The 26,039-nt window shown below is 63.4% G+C and carries 26 protein-coding genes; 19 read left to right on the top strand and 7 right to left on the bottom strand.

What is annotated here, in order from left to right; genetic code table 11:
- Window positions 1-245: 245 nt before the first annotated feature.
- On the bottom strand, window positions 246-722 hold the full coding sequence (locus AUL38_RS04765) for a hypothetical protein (RefSeq protein WP_059059593.1): 477 nt from the start codon (window positions 720-722) through the stop codon (window positions 246-248).
- Between the two features lie 215 nt (window positions 723-937).
- On the opposite strand from AUL38_RS04765, the gene AUL38_RS04760 reads away from it, so the two are divergent.
- The 3 genes from AUL38_RS04760 (at window position 938) to AUL38_RS04750 (ending at window position 3,367) form a co-directional block, all read left to right on the top strand.
- A complete protein-coding gene (locus AUL38_RS04760; RefSeq protein WP_161937406.1) occupies window positions 938-2,173 on the top strand; it encodes a sensor histidine kinase in 1,236 nt (411 codons plus the stop codon).
- A gap of 23 nt (window positions 2,174-2,196) precedes the next feature.
- Window positions 2,197-2,817, top strand: a complete 621-nt coding sequence (locus tag AUL38_RS04755) for a DNA-binding response regulator (RefSeq protein WP_059059753.1) — start codon at window positions 2,197-2,199, stop codon at window positions 2,815-2,817.
- Window positions 2,818-2,920: 103 nt separating this feature from the next.
- Window positions 2,921-3,367 (top strand): Lrp/AsnC family transcriptional regulator, encoded by a 447-nt coding sequence (locus tag AUL38_RS04750; protein ID WP_235590615.1) that lies wholly within the window; start codon window positions 2,921-2,923, stop codon window positions 3,365-3,367.
- A 6-nt stretch (window positions 3,368-3,373) separates the two neighbouring features.
- On the opposite strand, the gene AUL38_RS04745 is transcribed toward AUL38_RS04750, so the two are convergent.
- Both AUL38_RS04745 and AUL38_RS17680 read right to left on the bottom strand, forming a co-directional pair.
- On the bottom strand, window positions 3,374-3,853 hold the full coding sequence (locus AUL38_RS04745; protein ID WP_059059588.1) for an Lrp/AsnC family transcriptional regulator: 480 nt from the start codon (window positions 3,851-3,853) through the stop codon (window positions 3,374-3,376).
- Window positions 3,854-3,941: 88 nt separating this feature from the next.
- Window positions 3,942-5,480 (bottom strand): nitrilase-related carbon-nitrogen hydrolase, encoded by a 1,539-nt coding sequence (locus AUL38_RS17680; protein WP_235590607.1) that lies wholly within the window; start codon window positions 5,478-5,480, stop codon window positions 3,942-3,944.
- 375 nt (window positions 5,481-5,855) lie between these two features.
- Between AUL38_RS17680 and AUL38_RS04730 the strand changes: the two genes are divergently transcribed.
- Genes AUL38_RS04730 through AUL38_RS04690 form a run of 9 tightly spaced genes read left to right on the top strand, consistent with a single transcriptional unit; the run spans window position 5,856 to window position 14,732 of the window.
- Complete coding sequence (locus AUL38_RS04730; protein WP_059059587.1) at window positions 5,856-7,514, top strand: peptide ABC transporter substrate-binding protein; 1,659 nt, start codon at window positions 5,856-5,858, stop codon at window positions 7,512-7,514.
- Between the two features lie 5 nt (window positions 7,515-7,519).
- Window positions 7,520-8,488, top strand: coding sequence for an ABC transporter permease (locus AUL38_RS04725; RefSeq protein ID WP_083506595.1), 969 nt, complete (start codon window positions 7,520-7,522; stop codon window positions 8,486-8,488).
- Entirely contained in the window at window positions 8,481-9,377 is an 897-nt protein-coding gene (locus AUL38_RS04720; protein WP_059059583.1) for an ABC transporter permease, read from the top strand. Before AUL38_RS04725 ends, AUL38_RS04720 begins: the two co-directional genes overlap by 8 nt.
- Complete coding sequence (locus AUL38_RS04715; protein ID WP_059059581.1) at window positions 9,374-10,192, top strand: ABC transporter ATP-binding protein; 819 nt, start codon at window positions 9,374-9,376, stop codon at window positions 10,190-10,192. The genes AUL38_RS04720 and AUL38_RS04715 overlap by 4 nt, the downstream gene beginning before the upstream one ends.
- Complete coding sequence (locus AUL38_RS04710; RefSeq protein WP_059059579.1) at window positions 10,189-11,037, top strand: ABC transporter ATP-binding protein; 849 nt, start codon at window positions 10,189-10,191, stop codon at window positions 11,035-11,037. Before AUL38_RS04715 ends, AUL38_RS04710 begins: the two co-directional genes overlap by 4 nt.
- A gap of 41 nt (window positions 11,038-11,078) precedes the next feature.
- A complete protein-coding gene (locus AUL38_RS04705; protein WP_059059577.1) occupies window positions 11,079-12,212 on the top strand; it encodes a C45 family peptidase in 1,134 nt (377 codons plus the stop codon).
- Window positions 12,209-13,081, top strand: coding sequence for a hypothetical protein (locus tag AUL38_RS04700; protein ID WP_201023681.1), 873 nt, complete (start codon window positions 12,209-12,211; stop codon window positions 13,079-13,081). Before AUL38_RS04705 ends, AUL38_RS04700 begins: the two co-directional genes overlap by 4 nt.
- Window positions 13,078-14,055 carry a MurR/RpiR family transcriptional regulator gene (locus tag AUL38_RS04695; RefSeq protein WP_059059575.1) on the top strand — a complete coding sequence of 326 codons (978 nt, stop codon included), beginning with the start codon at window positions 13,078-13,080 and terminating at the stop codon, window positions 14,053-14,055. Before AUL38_RS04700 ends, AUL38_RS04695 begins: the two co-directional genes overlap by 4 nt.
- Window positions 14,052-14,732: an RraA family protein gene (locus tag AUL38_RS04690; protein WP_059059573.1), complete on the top strand. Its 681-nt coding sequence runs from the start codon at window positions 14,052-14,054 to the stop codon at window positions 14,730-14,732. The genes AUL38_RS04695 and AUL38_RS04690 overlap by 4 nt, the downstream gene beginning before the upstream one ends.
- A gap of 54 nt (window positions 14,733-14,786) precedes the next feature.
- Here AUL38_RS04690 and AUL38_RS04685 read toward each other — a convergent pair whose 3' ends face one another.
- On the bottom strand, window positions 14,787-15,896 hold the full coding sequence (locus AUL38_RS04685) for a diaminopropionate ammonia-lyase (protein ID WP_059059571.1): 1,110 nt from the start codon (window positions 15,894-15,896) through the stop codon (window positions 14,787-14,789).
- Window positions 15,897-15,976: 80 nt separating this feature from the next.
- Here AUL38_RS04685 and AUL38_RS04680 point away from each other — a divergent pair, with 80 nt between their 5' ends.
- Window positions 15,977-16,858 (top strand): LysR family transcriptional regulator, encoded by an 882-nt coding sequence (locus tag AUL38_RS04680; RefSeq protein WP_059059570.1) that lies wholly within the window; start codon window positions 15,977-15,979, stop codon window positions 16,856-16,858.
- A gap of 69 nt (window positions 16,859-16,927) precedes the next feature.
- Here AUL38_RS04680 and AUL38_RS04675 read toward each other — a convergent pair whose 3' ends face one another.
- The gene (locus AUL38_RS04675; RefSeq protein ID WP_059059569.1) at window positions 16,928-17,275 is read right to left on the bottom strand and encodes a hypothetical protein; all 348 of its coding nucleotides are present in this window, start codon (window positions 17,273-17,275) and stop codon (window positions 16,928-16,930) included.
- A gap of 210 nt (window positions 17,276-17,485) precedes the next feature.
- On the opposite strand from AUL38_RS04675, the gene AUL38_RS04670 reads away from it, so the two are divergent.
- A complete protein-coding gene (locus tag AUL38_RS04670; RefSeq protein WP_059059568.1) occupies window positions 17,486-17,965 on the top strand; it encodes a peroxiredoxin in 480 nt (159 codons plus the stop codon).
- Here the strand turns inward: AUL38_RS04670 and AUL38_RS04665 are convergent.
- Window positions 17,962-18,735 (bottom strand): SDR family oxidoreductase, encoded by a 774-nt coding sequence (locus AUL38_RS04665; RefSeq protein ID WP_059059565.1) that lies wholly within the window; start codon window positions 18,733-18,735, stop codon window positions 17,962-17,964. The two genes, AUL38_RS04670 and AUL38_RS04665, sit on opposite strands and share 4 nt — an antisense overlap.
- 125 nt (window positions 18,736-18,860) lie before the next feature.
- Here AUL38_RS04665 and uraD point away from each other — a divergent pair, with 125 nt between their 5' ends.
- The 5 genes from uraD to aceE all read left to right on the top strand — a co-directional run bounded on the left by uraD (window position 18,861) and on the right by aceE (window position 25,086).
- Window positions 18,861-19,355: a 2-oxo-4-hydroxy-4-carboxy-5-ureidoimidazoline decarboxylase gene (gene uraD / locus AUL38_RS04660; RefSeq protein ID WP_059059563.1), complete on the top strand. Its 495-nt coding sequence runs from the start codon at window positions 18,861-18,863 to the stop codon at window positions 19,353-19,355.
- On the top strand, window positions 19,352-19,678 hold the full coding sequence (gene uraH / locus AUL38_RS04655) for a hydroxyisourate hydrolase (protein WP_059059561.1): 327 nt from the start codon (window positions 19,352-19,354) through the stop codon (window positions 19,676-19,678). The genes uraD and uraH overlap by 4 nt, the downstream gene beginning before the upstream one ends.
- A 6-nt stretch (window positions 19,679-19,684) precedes the next feature.
- The gene (gene pucL, locus AUL38_RS04650; RefSeq protein ID WP_059059559.1) at window positions 19,685-20,590 is read left to right on the top strand and encodes a factor-independent urate hydroxylase; all 906 of its coding nucleotides are present in this window, start codon (window positions 19,685-19,687) and stop codon (window positions 20,588-20,590) included.
- Between the two features lie 88 nt (window positions 20,591-20,678).
- Window positions 20,679-22,247 (top strand): nucleobase:cation symporter-2 family protein, encoded by a 1,569-nt coding sequence (locus tag AUL38_RS04645; protein WP_083506593.1) that lies wholly within the window; start codon window positions 20,679-20,681, stop codon window positions 22,245-22,247.
- Window positions 22,248-22,362: 115 nt separating this feature from the next.
- On the top strand, window positions 22,363-25,086 hold the full coding sequence (aceE, locus tag AUL38_RS04640) for a pyruvate dehydrogenase (acetyl-transferring), homodimeric type (protein ID WP_059059748.1): 2,724 nt from the start codon (window positions 22,363-22,365) through the stop codon (window positions 25,084-25,086).
- A gap of 48 nt (window positions 25,087-25,134) precedes the next feature.
- Here the strand turns inward: aceE and AUL38_RS04635 are convergent, their stop codons facing one another.
- Window positions 25,135-25,887 carry an IclR family transcriptional regulator gene (locus AUL38_RS04635; RefSeq protein ID WP_059059557.1) on the bottom strand — a complete coding sequence of 251 codons (753 nt, stop codon included), beginning with the start codon at window positions 25,885-25,887 and terminating at the stop codon, window positions 25,135-25,137.
- Window positions 25,888-26,039 lie beyond the last annotated feature (152 nt).

Here is a 26,039-nt window from a genome sequence, read left to right as displayed (position 1 = left end):
GTTCTCAGCCCATTACACGGGACACCGAAAGGGTTAAGCAACGTTCAGTGCCGTTTCCGAGGATATCGCCTCTCGTGCGGTGGAACGCAGGCCCGAGCGTGAGGCGTGCTCGCGAGTTCGCCGCAGCACCGTGGACCTGGGGGCGCTGACCGTACTGAAGAGTACTGAACGTTCAGCGTGGCGGGGCGCAGACGGCAGGGCCCGGGGCGAGCGCACGCTCACCCCGGGCCCTGCGAGCTCCCCGATTAGCGCTGGAGCGCCGAGAGTCCGAGCGATGCCAGCACGCCGAAGATGATGCCCCACATGATGATCGAGATGATCTGCCAGAGGATCACCTGGTTCTTTGGTGCGCCGAACGATACCATTGCGGCCGAGGTGATCTGGCTCGGGAGGAACAGCTGCCCGAGCAGGCTCACACCGGGCACGCCGTAGCGGTCGAAGCGCGCCTTGAGCTTTGCACGGCTCGGGCTGAGCTCTTTCGGCGCCCTGCCCTGGGTCGCCTTCGAGCGGATTCCGTGCGCCGACAGCACGAAGACGAGCATCGAGATGATGTTGCCGATGATCGCCGCACCCACTGCGATCGCAGGGTTGACGCCGATGATCACGCCGACGGCTGAGCCGAAGTACGATTCGACGAACGGTATCGCCGCGATGATCATCACCCCGAGCCACTGCAGAAACTCGGGGAACGAAGCGGTGAAATCCTGGAGCGTGTCGATCATGACTGCCTTTCGTGGGACGTGGATCACGGTGTGTGGGCAACACCGGAATGCTGCGATAGTCCAATGATTTCGTGAGCGCGCTCGCCGCAGTAGTGCCGCCACGTCATGCATCGCGGTGAGGATCTGCACCGGTCACCCGTGACATTTGTCACAGGTCTCGCGGACGCTCCCCGCTGGGGCGTTCTGCGCCCGAATCTGCCCGTATGCTGACACTCATGTCTGCCCATTCGAACGCGCCCGCACCCTTTGCCGGGGTGAATGCGACGTGGAACTACACGCTGGGCTCGATCGTGGCCTTGTATGTGCTGCTCGACCTGCTCATCATCAGCGACTTGCTGTCGCGCTTTGCAGACACTCGCTCGAAGACGATGCTCGTGCTCGTGCTGCTGAGTGTCGCGGCAGCCGCGACGAGGATCCGCTACTGCTGGTTCTTGCGCTCCGATTCGGGCAGCGGGCTTCCTCACATTGGATGGACGATCGCGCTGTTCGCGCCGGCGGTCATTTCTTGGGCGACGGCGTTCGTCGTGAGCGAGGGTGCGTTCTTCGCGGCCGTTCAGCTGTGGTTCTCAGGCGTACTGTTCGCGTTGGTCGCGAGCAAGCGGCTGCGCTGGTGGATCATTTTCGCGTCGCTCGCGCTCATGCTGGTGCCGCTTGTGCTGTCCGGCTGGTTTGGGGAAGCGCGGGGAGAAACGGAGCGGAGCGCGGCCACGGTGCTCATCGCGGTGTACAGCGCAGCGCTGCCCCTCATGCTCATCTCGAGCCTGTGGTTCTGGCGCGTGGTCGCGCGGCTCGACGAGGCCCGACACCTCGCAGCGGAGCTCGCGGTCACCCAGGAGCGGCTGCGGTTTGCCGCCGATCTGCACGACATCCAGGGGCATCACCTGCAGGTGATCGCGCTCAAAGCAGAGCTCGTCGAGCGCACGCTCGCCATGAAGCCGGAGTACGCCGCAGGTCAGGCCGGCGAGATCCGCCTCATCGCGAAGGAAGCGATGGAGGAGACCCGCACGCTCGTCTCCGGGCTGCGCGACGTCGAACTGCGGAACGAACTCGAGAACGCGAGTGAAGTACTCACGCTGTCGGGAGCTGCCTGCACGCTTGAGATCGCGGCGATGCCCTCGAGCCTCGAAGCGCGGCGCACGCTTGCGTTCGTGGTGCGGGAAGCGACCACGAACATTCTGCGGCACAGTGAGGCGACTCGGGCATCGATCGTGCTGGCGGCCGTTCGCGGCGGGGTGACACTGACCGTGACCAATAACGGGGTCGGCGAAGCAGCCGCGCTGCACGCCCGCCCCGCTGGGAGCGGAGTCGCTGGGCTTCGCGCGCGCCTGGCTGAGGTCGGCGGCACGCTCGCCACGGAGCTTGGCGAGCAAGACGAGGCCGGGGCGGCGACATTCACCCTCACCGTGTGGGTGCCGGAGTCCGTGGGGGATGGAGAAGGGGGAGCACAGTGAGCTTTGGAACACCGCAGGGAGAGATGCCGCGGCAGGCGCCGATCCGTCTGCTCATCGCCGACGACGAGCAGCTCATTCGAGGAGCGCTCGAAGCGCTGCTGGGGCTCGAGCCCGACATCGAGATCGTTGCCGGAGCCGATGACGGGGTGATGGCGGCGGAGCTCACGCTCGGACTGCTGCCCGATGTGTGCCTGCTCGACCTCGAAATGCCCCGCGCCGACGGCATCGAGGCCGCCGAAAAGATCATCGCCGAAGCTCCCGAGGTTCGGGTGATCATCGTGACCAGGCATGCGCGGCCCGGGGTGCTCCGCAGGGCGCTGGCTGCCCGCATATCTGGCTTCGTGCCGAAGTCAATGCCCGCCGGCGAACTCGCTGACGTGATCCGCGATGTCGCAGCTGGCAAGCGTTACATTGACCCGGAGATTGCTGCCGCTGCACTCACCGCTGAACGCTGTCCGCTCACGGAACGCGAGCTCGACGTGCTGCGGGTGACCCGCACCTCGTCGAGCGTGCAGGACATTGCCGAGGCGCTGTTTCTGTCGACGGGCACGGTGCGCAACTACCTCTCAGCGGCGATGACCAAGCTCGGAGCTGCAAACCGGCGGGATGCGGCCGAGCAGGCGTGGCAGCAGGGGTGGATTTAGCGCATACGAGCATTGTCCTGTTAGCGAAACACGATTAACTGGTGTCACGAGCTGATGTGTTAGGTCAGCATGATCGAAGCATGGAGGAGGGCACCGAGTGGAAATGCAGGTCGCGGACGGCATCGATCGCAAGATCATCGATTTGTTGCGGGAGAACGGGCGGCGGCCGTTCCGCCAGATCGCTGCGGAGCTCGAGGTGAGCGAGTCAACGGTACGCTCCCGGTTTGCCAGGCTGTCTGAGCTGGGCATTTTGCAGGTCGTCGGTCTCGCAGACCTCCACTCGGTTGGAACCGTGGAAGGACACATTGCAGTGCAGGTCGTTGGCGGGGCCACAGCCTCGCTTGCGAGTCAGCTCGCGGCGTTGCCAGAGGTGCGACTCGTAGCCGAATCGGTTGGTGCCGCAGACCTGTTCCTTGACGTTGTATTTCAGAACCTCAGCGCATTCCAGCGCTTCGTGAAGATCGAGTTGCCCGCTTACGAAGGGGTGCGGCGCATCGAGTCGATGCGCACCGGTGAGATCGTGAAAGACTCCTACGTCTGGGGAGACTGACGCGCCTCATCCTCTCCCGGGAACAGACCGTTGCCCACTGCCCCCGCGGAGCCCGCGCCACGAATGATCCTTTTCAAAGCGGGTGAGGATCGAGGTTTGCATCTCTGCGACCCCGTCGATGCAGCGCACCGTGTCGAGCACCCGCTGCGCTTCGGCAAGCGTGGAGCAAGTGAGCTCGACGTAGACCTCTTTTGAGCCGGTGCCCGATGAGACGCGATTGGTGTGTGCGAGCTGCGCGAGTTCGAGACATACAGTTTCGACGCGGGCTGGGTGATCGACAGTGATGAAGAGCCGCAACGCCTGCATTCCAAGGGAGAGCGGGTTACAGAGTGCGACGATGACGAGCAGGCCGCTCTGCAACAAACGGTGCACCCGGTTACGGACAGTGCCCTCGCTGAGGTCGAGCTGCGCCGCGATCGCGGTATAGGGGGTGCGGCCGTCGCGGCCAAGTATTGCGAGGATTGATGCATCGTGCTGATCGATCACCGCTCCCCCTCCTCGCGACTCTGCTTGGGACAGTGTATTCCAAGGGTTGGCCCCGCCCGGCTCAGAGACTGGGCGGGGACCCACGTCGCTACCGTGTTGAGAAGATCTCCTCGTAGATCCGCAGCGCCTCGTCGACCTGCTGCGCGTTAGTTGCGAGCTTTCCGTCCTCGTTAGTGATCACGTCCTCGATGCCGACGCGCACCTCGGCACCGTCTTCAATCGCGGCGCGTACCACCGGCCAAGTCGTACCCTCAAGCCCGTGGTACAGGAGGGGCGCAGTCACGCCGCCGGCCCGCAGCGCCGAGGCCATCGCCCGACAGTCTCTGATGGCCTCTGCGGGGTCCTCGGCAAGCGGCTCGATGAGCACACGCACGTTGTCGTGGAGTGTTGGCGAAGCGAGCAACGCTGGCACATCATCGAGAGACCACACCGCGCTCTCGAGGGTCATGCCGCGGTCGACGACTGCTTGAGCCGCCTCGGCTGCACCCTCTTCGCAGAAGGCGACCGATGCGAAATCGGGGAGCCATTCTTCAGGCCACGAACGGATCTGCGCCATCCGGTCGGCGTGGCCCTCGCAGGTCCAGAGCCCCGTTGTGGTGCCGACGATGATGCGCGGGTCGTGCTCGCGCACGGCCCGGACCATGGCTGCAATGTGCTCTGGAGCGATCGTCTGGCCGCCGTCTGGTGTACGTGCGTGTGCGTGGACAACATCAGCGCCCTGTCGGACCGCAGCCACAGCTTCGGCAGCGATACCCTCCGGCGTGAGAGCTACGTGCGGAGTCTCGCTGAGTTCGCGCCCTCCATTCACCGCTGCCTTCATGAAGAGTTTCGGGGTGACTGCGCAGTGCAGGGCGATGCGCCGGTTGGCGAGGGCCGGCAGCACCGAGCGCACCTGCGCGACGCGACCTGCGGTTGCCTGCGCAGCGCACCACCCGGTATCAGTTTCGCCTGCGTCGGCAACGACGATTCCCAACGGATCAATGACTTTGCTGCCCGCAACGCATTCCGGAGCAGCACTGCTGCTTGCGGCGACCCACACTGTGTTTTCGATGGCGCGTGCCCGGAGCAGCGTCTCCCAATGGTCTTCTTTGCCTCGACCCGTCATCCACGCAGCAGCCACGGCAATGATCTCAGCACCGGCGTCGATGAGTGAACGGGTGAGCTCCGGGAACCTGATGTCGTAGCAGTTCACGAGCCCGACAGCGCGGCCCGCCAGGCTCACCACTGGCGGCAACTCGTTACCGGGCATGATCCGTGCGGACTCCTGGTAAGCGAACGCATCGTAGAGATGCAGTTTCCGGTAGCGGCCGGCGACCTCGCCGGTGGAATCGACAGCGAGCATCGTGTTGTAGGGGCGGTCGTAACCACTCGGTTCGAGGCCCGACGCGACGAGGGCGATGCTGTGCGCGGCCGCGATGCGTGTGAGACCGTCGCTGAACGTTGACCAGTGCTCGTTTGCGACGGGGGCGAGCGAACCATCAATGAGGCCTGTTGAGGCCATCGCTTCCTCCGGAAGCACCAGGAGCGCCACTGCGGCTGCTGCAGCCTCGCTGGCGAGCGCCTCAATGGTGGCGAGGTTGGACTGGACGTTCGATGTTGGCGCGAACTGGCCGGCGGCGATTTTCAAGGTGACTCCGATCGTGAAGTGCGTGGCCCGGGGCGAAAAAGACCCGCGGGAGCGGCAATCATTCTGGCTGCGGAGGGCAGAAGAAAACCGCTCAGATTTCGATATCCGTGGTTTCTGAGGCGGAAATAGTGCTACTTCGTAAATCTCACAACATTGATACTTCCGCGTCTTTCTTGGTACTGCTGCCGGACCATAAGATGATGACCTCCACATAAGCATCAATGTGGAGACGCACAACATCACAATGTTCAGCTTCCCCGAGGGTTGCTCGGGGGTCTACCGGCCTCGGCCGGTAGACGAAGCAGGAAAGGTAATGGAGCCTTGAAACACACGAACGGCTCTCCCCGAAAGGCGAGAGCGATACAAGCAGCGGCGGTGGGGTTCGCCGCGGCGCTCGTGCTGGCGGGATGTTCTTCGCCAGCGGCAGACGCCCCAGCGACGCAAACCGGCGGAATTGCAGTCGTCGCACTCACGCAGGAACCCGGCATGCTGAGCCCCTTGTTCAGCACTCAGAGCGGAGCGAACCTGACGTACGCGTTCGCCGTGGAGTCGCTGTTCACAACGCTTGATACCGGAGAGCGGGTGCCGAACCTTGCTGCAGAGCTCCCGACGAAGGAGAACGGCCTGATCAGCGAGGACGGGCTGACTGTCACCTACCCGCTCCACGAGGGCATCACATGGTCAGACGGTGAACCTTTCACGTCAGCGGACCTCGCCTTCACCATCGATGTCACGAAGCAGCCTGACACGCTCGCCATTCTCGACACCGAGTACAGCTCGATTGCCTCATACGAGGTCGTCGATCCGCACACCATCGCGGTGACATTCATGCAGACGCAGCCGAACTACCTCAACCTGTTCAAACAGGTGCTCCCGAAGCATCGCTTTGATGGCCCGAACATCGCAGCAGACGACCCTGAGCTACGTGAGCCAACGGGAACAGGCCCATTCAAGATCTCGGAATGGATCTCGGGCGATGAGATCACCTTCGTGCGCAACGAACATTACTGGCGTGCCGACCAGCAGCCGAAGCTCGACGGCGTGACCGTGAAGATCAATCCCGACCTCACTACGGCGGTCAACGGGTTCACCCGCGGAGACTTCGACCTCGTGTTTGGGATGACCGCAGGCGATCTCGATGAGGTGGCTGAGGCCGTCGACGCGGGCGCCCCGATCGTGCTCAACGAGAAGCCAACGAGCACTGGACACGTCGAGTGGCTCTGGCTGAACAACTCCGAAAAGGGCCAGCTGGGAACGCCGCATCCCGTGCTCGGTGATGCCGCGGTTCGCGAGGCCATTGACTTGGCCATCGACCGTGAAGGCGTGCTCAACGACGTGCTCGGCGGGTTCGGCACGCTCAGCAATTCGCTCGTGTACGCGGGCGTCGGCGGTGAACTCACGAAGACCGCGCCCTACGACCCGAAGCAAGCCCAGAAGGTGCTCGAGAGTGCAGGCTGGGAGCTCGGCAACGACGGGGTGCGCGCTAAAGACGGCGTACGCGCGTCAGTCAAGTTCCAGACCATCAGCGGTGACGAAGTGCGTGCCCTCTACCAGCAGGTCATCCAACAGAACCTGAAGGAGGTTGGCATCGAGACCATCATCGAGAACGTGCCATCGAACCTCATGTTCGGTGACGCGAAAGACGGCGGCCTGCTGTCAACCGGCAGCTACGACATTATGATGTCGCGAGCAGGCAAGTTGCCGGACCCCACCGAGTGGATGGTGGAGTTTGAGACGCAGAGCATCCCGAGTGGGCCCGAATCAGCGGGGTACTCGTACGCATGGTGGAGCAACCCGGAGTACGACGCGCTTGTCGCGACTGTCGCCTCCGAGATGGACCCCAAGGCGCGCGCCGAAGCAGTGCACTCAGCGAACGCGCTCTTTGCTGCAGAGCGCCCAGCGATCCCGATCTACGCTGCCCCCACCGCATGGGCGTGGTCATCGAATCTCAGTGGTGTCACTGACGATGCCTGGAATGGGCCGTGGGACACCACGAGCTCCGTCAACTGGGCATTCGCGGGAACGGACAAGTAACCCCGATGGCTTCGTACCTACTGCGTCGACTTCTGCAGTCGATTCCACTACTGCTTGGCATAAGTGTGCTGGTGTTTCTGCTTATGCAGATGACACCCGGCGGCCCGATGTCGATGGGGGAGGGCGGAGCCTCCACCGCAACGGCCGCGCAACTCGAACGGTTGCGCGGCCGGTACGGCCTAGACGATCCGATCGTGCTGCAATACTTCACCTGGCTCAAGGGTGTCGTTACAGGCGATTGGGGGAGTTCGTACCTCACCGGGCGACCCGTGCTCAGTGTGATTGGGGAGCGCGTACCGACCACCCTGCTCCTCACGTTGACCGCGTTTGCGTTCTCGCTGTTGTTCGCATTGCTCATCGGAGTGAACTCGGGTATTCGCAAGGACGGCTGGTTCGACCATCTCGCGACGGGACTCACTTACGCGGGTCTCGCAGTACCAGGATTCTGGCTTGCACTGATGCTCATCTTCATCTTCTCTTACAGCCTCGGTTGGCTGCCAAGTTCCGGGCTTCGTGACCTTCGCGCGTCCCACGACGGGGTCGGAGCGGCACTTGATCTGGCGAAGCATCTCGTGCTCCCGGTGCTCTCCCTCGTACTCGTGTCGATCGCCGGGCTCGCCCGCCACGTCCGCTCTTCGGTCATCGAAGTTCTCGACAAGGATTTCGTGCGGTCGGCCCGTGCCAGCGGCCTGCCAGAGTCCACAGTCATTCGTAGCCATGTGCTGAAGAATGCTTCCCTCCCCGTCGTCACAATTGCGGTGCTCATGCTCCCTGAGCTTTTCCTCGGCGCGGTGGTGACCGAGACGATCTTTGGATTGCCCGGGATGGGGCGCCTATTTGTTGAATCCGCCGACATGCGTGACTACCCGGTGCTCCTCGGAATTCTCATGATTGCCGCCCTGCTAGTGCTGCTCGCCAACCTCTTCGCGGATGTCGTGTACAGCCGCCTCGACCCAAGGATCAGCTATGAATAGGATCACCGCTCCCAAAACTCAGGTCGTGCGCGTTGCGCGGCCCGCCGCGTCGGGATTCACGGCACTGTTCTGGCGGAGCATCCCCGCAAGAATCGGCCTAATCACGTTCGTCGCCCTGCTGCTGTTCGTATTTGTCGGGCCGCTCGTCGTGTCGTTCACCCCCGAACAGATCGATCTTTCAGCGAAGGGCCAGGCGCCCTCGCTCGTGCACCTCATGGGCACTGACGAACTCGGACGAGACGTACTTGCGCGTGTGCTCGACGGCGGCCGGCTCACGATTACTGTCGCACTCATTGCGGTCGGCGTCGCCATCACGCTCGGCATCGTTGTTGGCGCTATCGCCGGCTATTTCGGCGGGTGGGTTGACAATCTCCTCATGCGGATCGCCGATGTGTTCTACTCGATGCCTGCGCTTTTCGTTGTGATTTTGCTCGTCGCGCTCATCGGCCCAGGCTTCACTTCGATCATTCTCGCGATCTCGGCGTTTAGCTGGATGACGACTGCGCGCCTCTTGCGCGCGAGCATTCTGAGCCTGAAGAAGGCTGATTTCGTGCAGGCAGCTCGGGGGCTCGGTGCGACCGATCTGCGGCTCATCGCAGCCCACATCTTGCCGAACGCGCTCGCGCCGATCTTTGTCGCGGCAACGCTCGGGATCGCCTCTGCTGTGCTCACCGAGTCTGCGCTCTCGTTCCTTGGGCTTGGCTTTCAAGCGCCGCAAGCGACATGGGGCGGGCTGCTCGAGGAGGCCCAGCGTGCTGTCATTAGCGGCGGGCAGTGGTGGCGCGGGTTCTTCCCCGGCGTCATGATCTTCCTGGTCATCCTCTCAGTGAACTTCATAGGGGAGGGCCTCAACAAGGCCATTCAGGGACGAAAGGAGCACGCAGCATGAGCACCCCCATGCTTGAAATAGCAAATCTCACCATCGGGTTTGAATCGACAGGCAAGGTGCTGGTTGACGGCGTATCGATCGCCGTTGACGAGGGCAGTGCGACCGCACTCGTCGGTGAGAGCGGTTCCGGAAAAACCCTGAGCATGCTCGCCGTCATGGGCCTCCTCCCTCCCGGCATCAGCGTGCTCGGTGGCGATGTTCGGCTCGAAGGACAGAGCCTCCTGAACCTGGACGCGAAGGCGCGACGGCGACTGAACGGGAGCGAGATCGCGCTCGTGCCGCAAGACGCAATGGCGGCGCTCAACCCCACTCTCAACCTGCAACAACAGTTCGAGCTCGTGTTGCGCGCCCATCGCAAGCTCAGCACCGCACAAGCGAAGCAGCGCACGGTCGAGTTGCTCGAACAGGTGGGTATCCCCGACGCGGCTGCGCGGCTCCGAAGCTACCCGCACGAGTTTTCTGGCGGCCAGCGACAGCGCGTCATGATTGCGCTTGCACTCAGCTGTGGACCGAAAGTGCTCATCGCTGATGAGCCAACGACCGCGCTCGACGTCACCATCCAGCAGCAGATCCTCGACCTCATTGCAACGCTCCGTCGGGAGCTTGACATGACGGTGATGTGGATCACCCACGACCTCGGTGTCGTGGCCGGCCTCGCTGACCGCGTCGCGGTGCTGCGCAACGGCAGACTTGTTGAATCCGGTACCGCCGACGAGATCTTCTTTCATCCTGAGCACGACTACACCCAGCAGCTGTTGGCGGCGACGCCGACGCTGTTCGACGCAGACACTGAGACGGAAGGAAATACGCGATGAACGCCACAGATCCACTCGTCACGGTCGACCACCTGAGTTACGCCTATCCGCGACGCCGCGCACTGTTTTCCCGCGCGATCGAGCCACAGCTCGCCGTGCACGATGTGAGCTTCACGATCGGGCGGGGCGAGATCATCGCCCTCGTCGGTGAGAGCGGTTCAGGTAAATCGACGATCGGCCGTCTCCTGCTCGGCATGCTCAAGCCCGCCGCAGGCCAGGTGCGCTTCGAGGGGCAGGATATACACGCTCTGAAGGGCAGCGAGAGTCGCGCGCACCGGCACAACTATCAAATGGTTTTCCAAGACCCGTACTCGTCGCTCAACCCGCGAATGCGTATTGGGGATGCCGTCGCGGAAGCGCTGAAGATCACGGGCGACCTGCCCGCGGCTGAACGCCACGATGTTGCCCGTTCACTGCTCAGCAGGGTGCGCCTTGGCGGCGACATGTATGACCGGCTGCCTGCCGAACTCTCGGGTGGGCAACGACAGCGCGTTGGCATTGCCCGAGCGCTTGCCGCCAGGCCCAAACTGCTCGTCGCAGACGAGGCGCTTGCCTCACTCGACGTCTCGATCCAGGCCCAGGTGGCGCAGGTGCTCCAAGAACTCAACGAAGACGAGGGCCTCTCAATGCTCTTCATTACGCACGACCTCGCGACGGCGCGCAAGCTCGCGTCCCGCATCATCGTCCTCAACAAGGGTCGGATCGTTGAAGCCGGAGGCACGGCAGCAGTGATCAGTAACCCCCAGGACAGCTACACCAGGGCACTCATCGATGCCGTGCCGATCGCGAACCCGACGATCGCGCGCGCGAAGCAGCGGGATCGGCTTGCCCGGCTCGCTCGGTGAACACCAGCACACTCTTTCTACCGTTCCGAAAGGACTCATCTGTGACCGACAACTTCCCTTTCCACCACTTCTCTGGCACGCATTTCGAGGTCGGCAAACAACACGGCGATGCGCTGCAGCCCAAGATTCTGCTGCACCTCGAACGACTGCAGCGCCGATTTGATCGCCAAGGCATCTCTATCGTGCAGGCCGAAGCTGCTGCACTCGGCTACCGGGAGGGTATTCGCGCGGTCTCGGCCGGGCTTGACGAAGAGATTCGCGGGCTCGCCGAGGGGGCTGGGATCTCGCTCGGCGCGGCGTTCCTCCTGCAGCTCCGGGCCGAGGTGTTTGTTCAGCTCGTTGGTCGGCATGGCGCCGAGCAGGAGTGCACGACCTTTGCGATTCAGCCCGAGCGCGGGGCTGAGGGGCGGGGCTTTGTCGGACAGAATGCTGACCTTCCCGCCATGTACCACGACCTGATGACGGTCGTCCGGCTGAGTGTCGAGGACGAACCGGAACTCCTCATGGTTATTCCCGCCGGTCAAATCTCGTACATCGGCATCAATAACGCGGGGCTCGGAGTCTTTGGCAACTACCTGCACTGTGCCAGCTGGCGTGACGGCTTTCCCCGGTACCTCTACACCCGCGTCGCGCTTCGCAACTCCACTGTTCACGAGGCCGAGGCAGCGCTGCGCGAGTTGCACCGCGCGTCGTCGCGCAACGTCATCATGCTCGATGCAGCAGGGAACGCTGTTGACCTCGAGAATACCTCTGATGAGATGGTAGCGATTGCTGCCGAACACGGATTCTTGACTCACGCGAACCACTATCTCAATGAACATCTCTCGCAGCACGAGGCGAATCCGTTCCTGGAGAACTCGCAGATTCGCTACCGGCGGCTTACCGGGTCGATCATGGCGAGCGAGAGCGGGCTTGATCCTACGGGGATCGCGGAGCTGTTGCGCGACCGCAGTGATGTTGGAAATGAGCTCTCGATTTACCCTGAGGACGATGCGCGCGAGATCGACGAGGAGGATCGAAATATGACGGTAACCTCGGTGATCGCTGAACCCGCTCGCGGCCAGATCTGGGTTGCGAGCGGCCCTCCGTCCAGGCACGAGTACCACCTGTTCGGGTTTGCGGACGATACGCCCACTGGGTCACCGATGACAGCAGCAACGAAGGAGACAGCATGAGGCCTACTACTAACGGAAAGCGGCTCTCGTTCTACCAGTTTGGGGCGACAACTGTGTTCGCGAGTCGGCTGGACCAGCGATTTTCGTACTGCCTATACGTCCCGGAAAGCTACGACGAGGCGGAACCGAAGGACTACCCCCTCATTGTCGCCATTCATGGGACGGGCCGCGACGCGACGCGGCTTCGCAACGAGTTCATCGAATTCGCTGAGGCCGAGCAGTGTTTCGTGCTTGTGCCGCTCTTCCCGGCTGGGATCGGAGAGCAGGGAGACCTTGACGCCTACAAGTACCTTGTCTCCGAAGATGCACGTTACGACCTCGTATTGCTCGACATGGTGCGCGAACTCGAGGAAGCCTACCGGCAGGACTTCGCCACGTTCTTCCTCACAGGGTTCTCGGGCGGTGGTCACTTCACACACCGCTTCCTATACGCCTACCCCGAGCGGCTCTTCGGAGTTTCCATCGTCTCGCCGGGCGTCGTTACCCTGTGCGATCAGACGCTGCCCTGGCCAGCAGGCGTGGCGGCACTCGAGCAGACGTTTGGTCGCCCGTTCGATCCGGTAGCTGTCGCTCGGGTGCCTGCGAACCTCATCGTTGGCGACGAAGACACCGCGACGTGGGAGATCTCGGTGCAGCCGGGGCATCGTGTGTACATTCCCGGGGTTAACGCTGCCGGGGTGACACGTATTGTGAGGCTGGAAGCGCTCGCTGAGTCGCTGCGGCGCAACGGTAACGAGGTGACTGTCGATCTCGTTCCGGGCGTCGCCCACGAAGGCTATCACCTGCTGAAACCGACGTTCAGGGTGCTACGGAACCTGCTGCGGCGTGCTCGGGCGGCTGACAATGCGTCTGCACCGGTGCAATCGTGAGTGGGGAGGAACAGGAACCGCAGCTCGACAACCCCGGTGACGTGCTTGCGCGAATCCAAGAACGGCTCCCGCAGCTGACGGCCGGCGAGACGAAGGTGGCGAAGTACATTGCTGAGCAGCCAGCACAGGCCCTGCTGATGAGCGCCGTCCAAGTCGGGGAGACGCTCGGCGCGAGCGACATGACCGTCGTACGCACCGCACGTTCGCTTGGCTACAACGGCTGGCCTGAGCTGCGCCGTGCGCTCGGGTCGCAGCGCGCGCTGACGGTGCACCCGACCAATCGGCTTTCGACGAAGCTCACGGTGACGAAACGTGAGTCACACAGCAGCCTCCTCGACATCGTGTTCGAGGAGGCCAGAGAACGGCTGGCGACCTCGCGAAGCTATCTGGAAACTGAAGCGTTCTCGCGTGCGGCGCGCATGGTGAGCGCCGCAACCACCGTGCATGCGTACGGCGTTGGGGTCTCGTCGGTTTCCGCCGAGTACCTCACAACGAAGCTGCTGCGGCAGGGCGTCTTGGCGCGTACCGCACAGGGTATGGGGTTTGCGTTTGCGGACGCGCTGCTGAGCCTACGAGAAGGAGACCTGCTGGTGGCCTTCGCGCCAGGTCGTGAGTTCAGCGAACTCGACGTGGCCTTTGCTGAGGCGCGCCGACGGGGCGTCACGACCCTGTTATTCACCGATAAGTATCGTGACGCCTATGTCGATCGAGTTGACTGTGTGCTGCGCACTGCGAGCTCTGCAGGTGGGCTTACCGGTGAGAATCTCCCCTCAATGGTTGCGATTGATGCGCTCGTGTTGGCTCTGGGCCATGTCAACCCAGAGGCAGCGCTCGTGACGTCGCGCAGGCTCACGAAAATGCGTCGGGCGCTTCGGCGACAGCCCGGATCACCAAAGACGAAGAACGGTTACGCGCCAGAGCAGGGGCCGCCGACGGCCACAGATAACGACAAAGAAGAAGGACTGATGCAATGAGGGTGACAGTACGAGGGGTCCCACCCACGCTGCCCGCCGAAACGGTCGAGAGCATCGCAGCGCTGAGTTTTCCCACGCTCGGTCACTACCTCGAGGAGGGCTTCGTGGACCCCGAGATTCGGTGTCTCGTGTCTTCGGGGCGGTCAATCGTCGGGCCGGCCGTGACCGTGCGAACGACGGCCACAGACTCGACTGCGCTCCATCATGCTGCGGGAATGATTCTGCCCGGTCAGGTGATGGTCATCGACACCGGAGGCGATCGGCTCCATGCGCCGCTCGGTGAAGTTGTTGCGACTCAGCTCAAAGTGCGCGGCGCGGCCGGCGTCATCGTCGACGGGGTCGTGACCGACATTGACGAACTCACACGCATCGGTGTGCCCGTCTACGCCCGCGGTACGAGCGTACTGACGACGAAGCTACTCGGGGCTGGTGGTGGTGGCATCGGAGTGCCGATCGTGTGCGGTGGGGTGAGTGTTGAGTCAGGGTATCTTGTTCTCGCCGACGCGAACGGGGTGCTTGCGCTGAGCCGCGAATCACTCGACGCTGTGTGGGATACCGCGCTCGTCGACGATGCCCAGGAGCCGGAGCTGCTGCGTGCGATCGTTGCGGGCGGGCTGCTTGGTGATCTGAGCGGGGCGACGGAGCTCATTGCTGATCTGAATATTTCGGTCAGCTAACTGCCAGTCCAGGGGCTGATCCCGGACGGTGCCCGGGATCAGCCTCTACGCGAGTCATAGTGGGTTTGCGCTCAGACTTTCGGTATTGAACAGCACGACCGTGCTCCGTTCGTTGAGCTGTAGCTCCTCGCGCGCCCCAGCTATGACGCGCCAAAGACCGGCGAGGGTGGAGGCGCCGCACGGGCCCGCGTCGACCCCTGAACGGTGCAGAGTTTCGACGGCGTCGCGCGCATCCTCGTCCTCAACGAGTACGGACACATCAGTCCCTGCGCGCAGCACGGGCCAAGCGAGATCCGATGGGGTCCCGCAATTGAGACCAAGCATGACTGTTGTTCCGGTTTCGATGGGCTCAGGCTTACCGACGGTGAGGGCGTGGAAGATCGTGGGCGCGGCGACGGGTTCGACGACCGCTACGGCCGGCGGCGTACTATCGCCGGTCCGGAAATGGGCGACGATCGCCTGCGCGAGCGAGCCGACGCCGGCCGGCGCGAGGACAAGATCAACCGCGTCAGCGCCAGTCGCCGCCAGTTGAACGTCGAGTTCCATGAGCATTGTGCTGTATCCGTCGACGATCCAACCCGGGATTTCACGGTAGCCGTCCCAAGCGGTGTCCTGGATGATGAGCGCCTCAGGACCGAACGCCTCGGCAGCGGCCCGCATCGCGGCCACGACATCGTCGTAGGGGAGCGGGAGCCCCTGGGTCGCCGGGCCTTCCGAGGCAATTGCTGCCATCGCAGAGTCAGTGAGCGAGTCGGGATAGAATACCTGGCAGGGGATGCCGATCAATCTCGCAGTGTGTGCGACCGCGCGGCCATGGTTCCCGTCTGTCGCGGCGAACAGCGTGACCGGGGGGTGAGCAGACGTCGCAGCCTGCAGCTCTGCGAGCGACATCGTTCGGTCGCTGCCCCAGCGTTCGGAGAGAGCGCGCGCGATTGCGTATGATGCGCCGAGCACTTTGAACGCGGGCAGACCAAGACGCGACGATTCGTCCTTGATGAGAACGCGGCCGAGGTGAAGTTCACTGGCGATGTCGGGGAGATCAACGAGCGGGGTCGGTGCATATCCGGGCAGGCCACGGTGGAAGGCCTGGATATCACTGGCTGGACGGGCGAGCCGGGCATGCCGGGCATTGGGGTTCAGGAAGATTGATGCTGAGGTGTACATGCTTGCAGTCTGGCAACGAAGTCCATCCGATAAAAGCGGATAATATGGGATGATTATGCCCGCAAATTTGGGAGAGTAGAGTGTCGGACTTTCGGAGGCTGCAGACGTTTCTTGATTTTGCGCGCCTGGGTACGATCGCGGCTGTCGCCCAGACCTCGCAGTACAGCACGTCGGCGGTGTCGCAGCAGCTCGAACGGCTCGCGGATGAGCTCGGCACGCCGCTGCTCGAGCCGCACGGACGGCTGTTGCGTCTGACTGCGGCGGGAGAGTTGCTCGTGCAGCGCGGCCCACAACTGCTCGAAAACTGGGAAGAGATCCGCTCGGCGCTCGCGGCCACGCGGGACGAGGTGCGAGGAACGGTGTCGGTCGCCTCGTTCCAGACCGGTTGCCTCGCGTACTTCCCGAAGCTGTTGGCGCAGCTGGGGGAGCAGACGCCGCATTTACGCGTGCAGTGTCTGCAGGCCGAACCCGAGCACTCACTCCCGGCGCTGCGATCGCGCGAGATCGACGTAGCGGTTGTCGAGCGCTATCCCGGGCAGACTACCGGACCGCACCCGGAGCTGCAGGAGACAGCGCTCGGCAGGGACCCCATGCTGCTCGGTGTGCCCATGGGTTGGGGATACAGCGGCGATCCGCGCTGGCTTGCTGATCGGCCGTGGGTGTTCGAAGCTAAGGGGAGCCCCGCCCGTGCCTGGGCCGAATCGTTCTGCCATCTGCTCGGGTTCGAACCCCTCGTGGCGCACGAGACCTCTGACGTCGTAGTGCAGTGCTCGTTCGTTGCGTCGGGTGCTGCGGCCGCGTTCATTCCGGCGTTGACGCCCGAGCTGCTGCGTGGATCCGGAACCTATGTTGCGCTGCCGCCTGAGCAGTCGCGGAGCTTGCTCGCGGTGGTACGGCGAAGCGCTGAGCAGGACGTTGGCGTGCGGGCTGTCATCACTGCGTTATCGAGGCTGACAGGGTGACGTTGTGCACAACAGGGTTCGGCGTATGGTCGGCACAGGGCGGTCTCATGCAGGTGAGCGGTGGCGGATCTAGCGCTGGTTTCTGCGGTCCTCGCTGCGTAGCACGGCGTCGTAGTCGCGCTGTAGCTTCCGGAGTTCTGAGCGCCGCCGCGATCTCGTGAACCAAGCCGATAGCGCGAAGAATAGGAGCACCCCGGCGCCCGCGCTAACGGTGATGCCAAGTTCGATCGGAACTTCGCTCCACTCCAGTTGGTAGGCAACGCCAAACCCGAACAACGTGAGCGCGATAAGCCCGAGTAGATTACATAGCAGGCTACCGATACGCGCGAGCGTCGCCAGCGGTTTTGTGAACAGCCCGATGACGATCCGGAGCACGTAGACCACGAGCAGAACTGCGAGAATGGCGATTACTGGCATGGCATCCCTTCGCGTTGAATCACAGGCGCGAGTCTACCGCTGGCACACAGGCTTCGGGTTCGCGGCAGTGGACATCCCAGATAGCAGCGTTTCGGGTCTTGAGCCGGTGCTGGCTAGCTGATACCGTGAAGCACACTTTGGAATACTTTTTCCGCTTGGTGGAAACTGGGTAATTGACTGCGCCGCGAGTCGGTGCGTGAAAGGTGGACAATGATGACCGCTACACAGGCCCGGCTGCAGCCGGGGGACGTTCCAGCGAACGTCGAATTCGTCGGGCTCGATGGGGCACCCGTCTCCCTCGAGAGCTTTCGGGGAACCGCAACAGTGCTGTACTTCTACCCAGCCGCCTTTACTCCGGGGTGCACCACGGAGGCATGCGATTTCCGAGACAACCTGGGCAGTCTCGCGGCGGCCGGCTACCAGGTCGTTGGGGTCTCAGGCGACGACATCGAAACGCTGGCGCGCTTCTCGGCGGAGGAATCCCTCGGTTTTGCGCTGCTGAGTGACCCGGACCATGCTGCAGCGAAGGCGCTCGGCGCCTGGGGCGAAAAGGTGGTGGGCGGTACCGCCATGGTCGGCGCGATCCGATCCACGTTTGTGCTCGACGCGGAGGGCCGCATCCTCTCCGCTGAATACAACGTCGACCCCCAGGGGCACGTGGGGCGTCTCAGGGAGTCACTCGGGGCTTAACCCCGACCGTCGTACGGCATGCCCGCCGCCGTGATCACGAGCTCGGGCACTGCGGTCCTCGGGTCGAGGGCCGCAATTCCCGCAACCATGCGGGCAACGTGCTCGGGTGGAAACGAGGGCTCCCTGAGTCGGCTCCCGTCGGGCTGTAGTGAGCCTGCATCGCTGCCGAAGCCAGTCAGGAGCTCGGTTGCGGCGTTGCCGATGTCGAGCTGGGTGCAGGTGATGCCGAGTGCGCGGCCGTCTAACGCGATCGACTTGCTGAGCCCGGCAATGCCGTGCTTGGCGACTGCGTACGCGGCGGCGTGCGGCCTCGGAGTGCGCGCTGCGATTGAGCCATTGTTGATGATGCGACCTCCCTGTGGAACCTGTGTACTCATGGCGGAGAACGCTGCTGCAGCGCACAGAAAGGTTCCCGTGAGATTGACCCGCAGGGTGTCCTCCCAGTCAGCAACGGTGATCTCGTCGATCCTGCCTGTTGGTCCGGGAATGCCGGCGTTGTTGAAGAGGAGGTCGATCCTCCCGAAGCGGTCGAGCACCGCCGCGAACGCCGCGGTGACCTCGTCCGCTTGGGTGATGTCGGCAGGGCTCGTGAGGGCGAGGTCGGGGGCGTGCAGACTGTTCCGCGTCGCCTCGAGAGTGGCGTGGTTGCGGCCGATGAGGGCGAGCTGCCAGCCGTTGCGTGAGAGTTCCCGGGCCACCGCGGCGCCGATACCGGTGCCCGCACCGGTGATGACGGCGGTGGGAGCGTTGTTGGTTTGCTGCTGTGGCATGGAGATCCGGCCCCGCTCTCTGTGAAAGTACGAAATTGAGCTTGTCGGCAGCTAGCTTGGTGTGCTTAGCTACCAATATCAAAGCACGGAATTAAATTTCCACAATACGAAATTAAAGGTAGGCAATGTCGCTTGCATCGTTTAATGCCCTTGATCCGGGAGCGGCTGCTGGGCTCGTTCGGCCCTGCGTTGACAATGATGAATGGGTGAAAGCCGTCGTCGACGGGAGGCCGTACGCCTCCGTCGAGGACGCTCTCGCCAGGGCGGCCGATGCCGCGGCGGGCTGGACCGCAGCAGATCTCGAGCATGCGCTCGCCCACCACCCCCGCATCGGCGACCAGGCCGCAGGGACCACCTCGGAAGCGACGATGTCGCGCAACGAGCAGGCCGGAGTCGGGCTGAACAGCGTCTCCGGCTCACAGATGCTCGCTGGGAACCGAGCGTACGAGCAGCGGTTCGGCCGAGTGTTCCTCATCCGTGCAGCAGGCCGAGGGGCGAACGAGATCCTGACCGAACTCAACCGCCGACTCAACAATTCTGATGATCAAGAAACTGAGGAGGCGATCGAACAGCTCAGGCAGATCGCGCTTCTTCGACTGAGAGGAGTGCTTGAAGGATGAGTCTCATCACCACCCACGTTCTCGATGCCGCGCTCGGCAGCCCCGCCGCAGGGATTGACGTGAAGCTGTTTGACGCCGCTGGGCGAGAACTCGCGACCGGCGTGACTGACGCCGACGGGCGCATCGGCGAACTCGGCCCGGAATCACTCGCGCCCGGTGCGTACAGCCTCCACTTCGCGGTGGCGCCCTACTTCGAGCGCATCAATACGCCGACGTTCTATCCGGTCGTCACGATCCACTTCACGGTGCGTCACGGGGAACCGCACTACCACGTCCCTGTTCTTCTCAGCCCGTTCGCATATTCAACCTACCGAGGGAGTTAAGTAGATATGTCACATTCCAACATTGTGCTTGGCGAAAATCAGTTCGGCAAAGCCGAAAACCACCTGGTGCGCGTCACCAAGGACGGCGACCGTCACACCATCGAAGACCTCACGGTCGTCTCGCAGCTGCACGGCGACTTTGCCTCCGCGTACTACGAGGGCAACAACGAGCACGTCGTGCCGACAGACACCCAGAAGAACACGGTGTTTGCGTTTGCGAAGGCCGGCGTCGGGTCCCCCGAGGACTTCCTGCTTCGGCTCGGTCAGCACTTCGTCGACGACTTCGAGTGGGTCTCGGGCGGCCGCTGGGGCGCACGGCAGGTGAGCTGGGACCGGATCGAGGTCGATGGCAAGGGCCACGACCACTCGTTCTACCGCGGTGGATCGGGCGGTGAAACTCGCACGGCCGTCGTGAAGATTGATGGCGATTCGAAGTACGTCATCTCCGGTCTCCAGGACCTGTCGGTGCTGAAGACGACGCAGTCGGGCTTCGTCGGGTTCCCGGTCGACCAGTACACGACGCTGGCCGAGACCACTGACCGCATCCTTGCGACGAGCGTCACTGCGCGCTGGCTCTACAACACTGTCGATGTCGACTTCAACGCGACGTTTGATTCGGTCAAGAAGATCCTGCTCGAGACGTTCACGAACCACTACTCACGAGCGCTCCAGGAGACGCAGTACCTCATGGGTAAGGCAGTCATGGAAGCGCATCCCGAGATCGATGAGATCAAATTCTCGATGCCGAATCTCCACCACTTCGTCGTCGATTTCACGCCATACGAGATGGAGAACGACAACGAGGTCTTCTGGGCTGCGCACAGCCCGTATGGCCTGATCGAGGGAACGCTCCGCCGCGAGTCCCTCGGCGACACGGACAAGATCTGGAAGGGCGTTCCCGCCTTTATCTAGCGCGTCGTGGCGGGGCGGCTTGTAGGGTGGCCGCCCCGCTTCAGGCACACGATTCCTACACGCCATCATGCCGACGAGGAGGTCAGCAATGAGGAAAACACGTACGGGGGAGTTCCCCGGCACCATCAATGTTGAGGGTGAACCAGAAAACGAGCGCCTGCCGCTGGGGCGCACGATCGCCTACGGGCTGCAACACGTACTCACGATGTACGGCGGGATCATCGCGCCACCGCTCATCATCGGAAGCGCCATCGGCGCGACGCCGGATCAAATCGGCATGCTCATCGCCTGCTGTCTGTTTATCGGCGGTCTCGCCACGATTCTGCAGAGCGTCGGGATCCCCTTCTTTGGCTCGAAACTGCCACTGGTGCAGGGCGTCTCGTTCGCATCCGTGTCGACGATGTCGGCGATTGTCGCCGGCGGCGGAACCATCAACGAGATCTTTGGCGCAGTGCTGCTCGCCTCGATACTCGGTTTCATCATCACGCCGTTCTTCGCACAGATCATCCGCTTTTTCCCGCCAGTGGTCACCGGTGTGGTCATCACCTCCATCGGGCTGACACTCATGCCCGTCGCCGGAAACTGGATTATGGGCGGCAATGCATCGGCCGATGACTACGGTTCGATGAAGGGGATCGGGCTCGCAGCGCTCACCCTCCTCATCGTGATCGTCTGCAGCAAACTCGGCCAGGGCATGCTCGCCCGGCTGGCGGTGCTCGTCGGTCTTGTCGTCGGCACGATCGTCGCGATTCCGATGGGGATCGCGGACTTCTCGGGGGTCCTCGAGGGCGAGATCTTCGCGCTTCCCACACCGTTTGCTTTCGGGTGGCCGGAGTTCCACGTTGCCTCAACGGTGTCGATGTTCATCGTGGTGCTCGTGATCCTCACGGAGACGGCGGCTGACATCCTCGCGGTCGGTGAGATCACCGGGTCGAAGGTGAACTCGAAGCGCATCGCGAACGGGCTGCGCGCTGACATGATCGCGAGCATCGTGTCGCCGATCTTCAACTCGTTCACGCAGTCTGCCTTCGCGCAGAACGTTGGGCTGGTTGCGATCACCGGCGTCCGGAGCAGGTTCGTCGTCACCGCCGGTGGCGGGATCCTCGTCATCCTCGGCCTGCTGCCGATCATGGGACGCGTCGCGGGAGCGATCCCGATGGAGGTGCTCGGTGGGGCCGGTATCGTGCTCTTCGGCTCGGTCGCTGCCTCAGGGATTCGAACGCTGTCGAAGGTCTCGTACAGGGACAACATGAACCTCATCATCGTTGCCACGAGCCTCGCGTTTGGCATGCTCCCCATCGTGAAGCCTGACATCTACAGCCAGTTCCCCAACTGGTTCGAGGTCATCTTCCACTCCGGGATTTCTTCGGCCGCGATCATGGCGATCATTCTGAACATCATTTTCAATGAGATTCAGTTTGGGAAATCGCGAAACAAAAATGCGTTCGCCGCAAGCCCGCCGCGCATGGTGCGCGAGGACGAGATCCGCGCGCTCGAGGACGGCGATACCTTCGTCGGCGGCAAGCTCTACTCGAAGGACGGCGTTGAGGTGCCGGTGGAGCGAATCGACGAGACCGGCGACGTCACATCGTCGTTGCACATTCCCACGGTCGACCGTGTCCGGCCTGACACGGGAAACGTGAACACCCAGAAGTAGCTGCACGCGAGGCGGAGGGCGGGGCGTCCCCGCCCTCCGCCTCGCGTCTTGAATGAAATGAGTAGTCGTGTATACCTCCTCCGACACACCACCGCAGCGGTTCCGTCTCCGCACCATGGAGCGGGACGCGCAACAGCCGGCTGCAGCAGACCACGTTGATCTCGACGCTGAGGAAACAGCGGAGTGGATTGAATCGATTGATGGTCTTGTCGCTGCGCGCGGCACCGAACGTGCTACCGCGCTCCTCAGTGAAATGAGGGAGCGTGTTGGCGATCCGGGACTACCCGACGCCGGCTCCATCACCACGGACTACGTGAACACTATCCCTGCTTCGGCCGACGCCGACTACCCTGGCGATGAGGCCGCTGAACGCCGCTACCGCGCCTGGATTCGGTGGAACGCAGCCGTCATGGTGCACCGCGCCCAACGCCCTGAGATCGGCGTCGGCGGTCACATCGCGACCTACGCGGGTGCGGCGACGATTTACGAGACCGGATTCAACCATTTCTTCCGCGGGAAGGATCATCCCTCGGGCGGAGACCAGGTGTTCTTCCAGGGGCACGCGTCCCCGGGAATGTATGCCAGGTCATTCGTAGAGGGCCGGCTCACTGAGGCCCACATGGACGGGTTCCGGCAGGAGCGATCCCGGGCGGGACACGGGCTCCCGAGCTACCCGCACCCGCGACTCCTCCCTGACTACTGGGAGTACCCGACGGTGTCCATGGGGCTGGGGCCCATGAACGCGATCTACCAGGCCCAGTCGAACCGCTACCTCGCGGCCCGCGGCATCAAGGACACCTCCGAGCAGCAGGTGTGGGCGTTTCTCGGCGACGGCGAGATGGACGAGCCGGAGTCGCGCGGCATGCTGCAGCTCGCGGCGAACGACGGTCTCGACAACCTGAACTTTGTCATCAACTGCAATCTGCAGCGGCTTGATGGGCCAGTGCGAGGCAACGGGAAGATCGTGCAGGAGCTCGAGGGCTTCTTCCGGGGCGCTGGCTGGAACGTCATCAAGGTGCTGTGGGGGCGCGAATGGGACGACCTGCTTGCGGTCGATCATGACCGTGCGCTCGTTGACCTCATGAACGCGACGCCAGACGGCGACTTTCAGACATACAAGGCTGAGTCCGGGGCCTTCGTCCGTGACCACTTTTTCGGCCGGGACCCCCGTACCGCGAAACTCGTCGCCGACTATAGCGACGAGCAGGTGTGGAACCTGCGACGCGGTGGCCACGACTACCGCAAGCTGTATTCGGCGTTTAAGGCCGCGAGCGAGCATCGCGGACAGCCGACAGTGCTCCTGGTGAAAACCGTGAAGGGGTACAAGCTCGGCCCGAGCTTCGAGGGCCGCATGGCGTCGCACCAGATGAAGAAACTCACCTCGAAGGACCTCATGGACTTTCGGGATCTGCTGCGGATCCCCATCACCGATGCAGCGCTCGAGCAGGATGTCTACGCGCCGCCGTACTTCCGCCCCGAGCCGGGTTCTCCCGAGCTCGAGTACATGCTCGAACGGCGCAGGGCACTCGGCGGTCCGGTGCCTGAGCGGCGGTCGAAGTACACGCAGATTCCCGTGCCTGATGAGAGCGCCTACGCGCTTGCCCGCAAGGGGTCGGGGAAGCAGCAGGCTGCAACGACGATGGCCTTCGCGCGCATCCTGCGTGAGCTGCTGCGCGATACGGGAATGGGGCATCGTGTCGTGCCGATCATCCCTGATGAGGCGCGCACGTTTGGTATGGACGCGTACTTCCCGACGGCCAAGATCTATAACCCGCAGGGGCACACGTACATGTCCGTTGACCGCGAGCTGCTGCTTGCATACAAGGAGTCGACCTCCGGCCAGATCCTGCACGTCGGGATCAACGAGGCCGGCGCGGTTGCGGCGTTCACTGCGGCAGGCAGCGCCTACGCCACGCACGGCGAACCGCTGATCCCGGTGTATGTCTTCTACTCGATGTTCGGGTTCCAACGCACGGGCGACTCGTTCTGGGCGGCGGGCGACCAGATGGCGCGCGGGTTCGTCATCGGCGCAACCGCAGGGCGCACCACCCTGCAGGGCGAAGGATTGCAGCACGGTGACGGGCACTCGCCGCTGCTGGCTGCGACGAACCCCGCGGTCATCAGCTATGACGCCGCCTACGGGTACGAACTCGCACACATCGTGCGCGATGGGTTCGCGCGGATGTATGGCGGCGAGCACCCCGACCCGAACGTCATGTACTACCTGACGGTGTACAACGAGCCCATCGTGCAACCGGCAGAGCCAGCTGATGTCGACGCAGCCGGGATCCTCCGCGGGATGCATCGCGTCGCGAAAGCGGACGCGGGTGTCCATCCCGCGCAGATCCTTGCTTCTGGAGTGGCGGTGCCGTGGGCGATCGAGGCGCAGCGGCTCCTTGCAGCCGACTGGGGCGTTGCTGCTGATGTCTGGTCCGTCACCTCGTGGACGGAACTCAGGCGTGACGCGATGCTCGCAGACGAGGCAGTGCTCTCGGGCGAGGCGGCGCGTGAGCCATACGTCACGCAACGGTTGCGTGAGGGCAGCGGAGGCCCCGTTATCGCCGTGAGCGACTACATGCGTCAGGTGCAAGACCAGATTGCGCAATACAGTCCGGGCCGGTTCCTCTCGCTGGGGACTGATGGCTTCGGGTTCTCGGACACGCGGGCCGCGGCCCGGAGATACTTCCGCGTCGATGTTGAGTCAATCGTGGTGCGCACACTCGAGGGGCTCGAACTCGACAGCGTGCTGCCGGGCGGCACCGCGCGTGACGCCGCAGAGCGGTATCGCTTGGCGGACGTGACCGCGGGCACGACCGGGAGCGCGGGCGGCGACGCCTGAATGTGGTGCCGTGGGGCTGGCACGCCTACGCGTGCGCGGCCTCGCGGATCACTGCGTGAACGACTCCGAGATCGTGCGTGCGGCGCGCTGCAGCAGCGGCACCGCGCGCAGCCCGAACGCCTCGTCGACTCGAGACGTCGGCCCGGAGACCGAGATTGCCATCGGGGTGGGAGCGTTCGGGACGGCGACGGCGAAGCAGCGCACCCCAATTTCCTGCTCGTTGTCGTCGATGGCGTAGCCGCGCTCGCGAATGCGCTCCAGCTCGGGCAGCAGCACCTCGATCGAGCCGATGCTCTTCTCTGTTGCGCGAGGCATGCCAGCCTGCGTCACGATGCTCCGCACGGTGCGCTCGTCGAGCTGCGACAGGATGGCCTTGCCAACACCAGTGTTGTGCATGGGTGCGCGTTTGCCGACCTCGGTGAACATGCGCATCGTGTGTGGCGACGGGACCTGCGCAATATAGAGGACCTGGTCGGCCTCACGAACGGCCATATTTGCGGACTCCTCAAGCTCGGAGACCAGGGCGGCCAGCTGCGGCCGCGCAAAGACCCCGAGCTGTGTGCTTGCGCCGTCACCGAACCGCATCAGCCGGGTACCGAGGGCATAGCGCCGGTCGCCCAGCTGACGAATGTATCCGCGACCGGTGAGGGTCTTTGCCAGGCGGTGGATCGTTGGCAGCGGCAGTGCGCAGCGGTCTGCGAGGTCGCTCAGCGAGAGCGCACCGCCGGCGTCAGTCAGCACCTCGAGGAGGTCAAACGCGCGTTCCACGGACTGTACGCCGCCCTGAGTCTGAGATGCCATGGGGTATTCCTTCGTGTTTGCTGTTGCGTTCACAGTACCCGGCGGGGGTGCTTTGTGCACGGGGACGTCATACCGGGCATCAGGGGCACGGTGCAGTGCGGGGTCCGTCAGCGAATAGTGCTTGCCAGGGGCGTCACCGAGTCGTACTATTA

The sequence above is a fragment of the Leucobacter sp. G161 genome (assembly GCF_001482305.1).
GTDB lineage: Bacteria > Actinomycetota > Actinomycetes > Actinomycetales > Microbacteriaceae > Leucobacter.
Note: the sequence above shows the minus strand (reverse complement) of the source record. Positions and strands in the feature narration are given on the sequence as shown.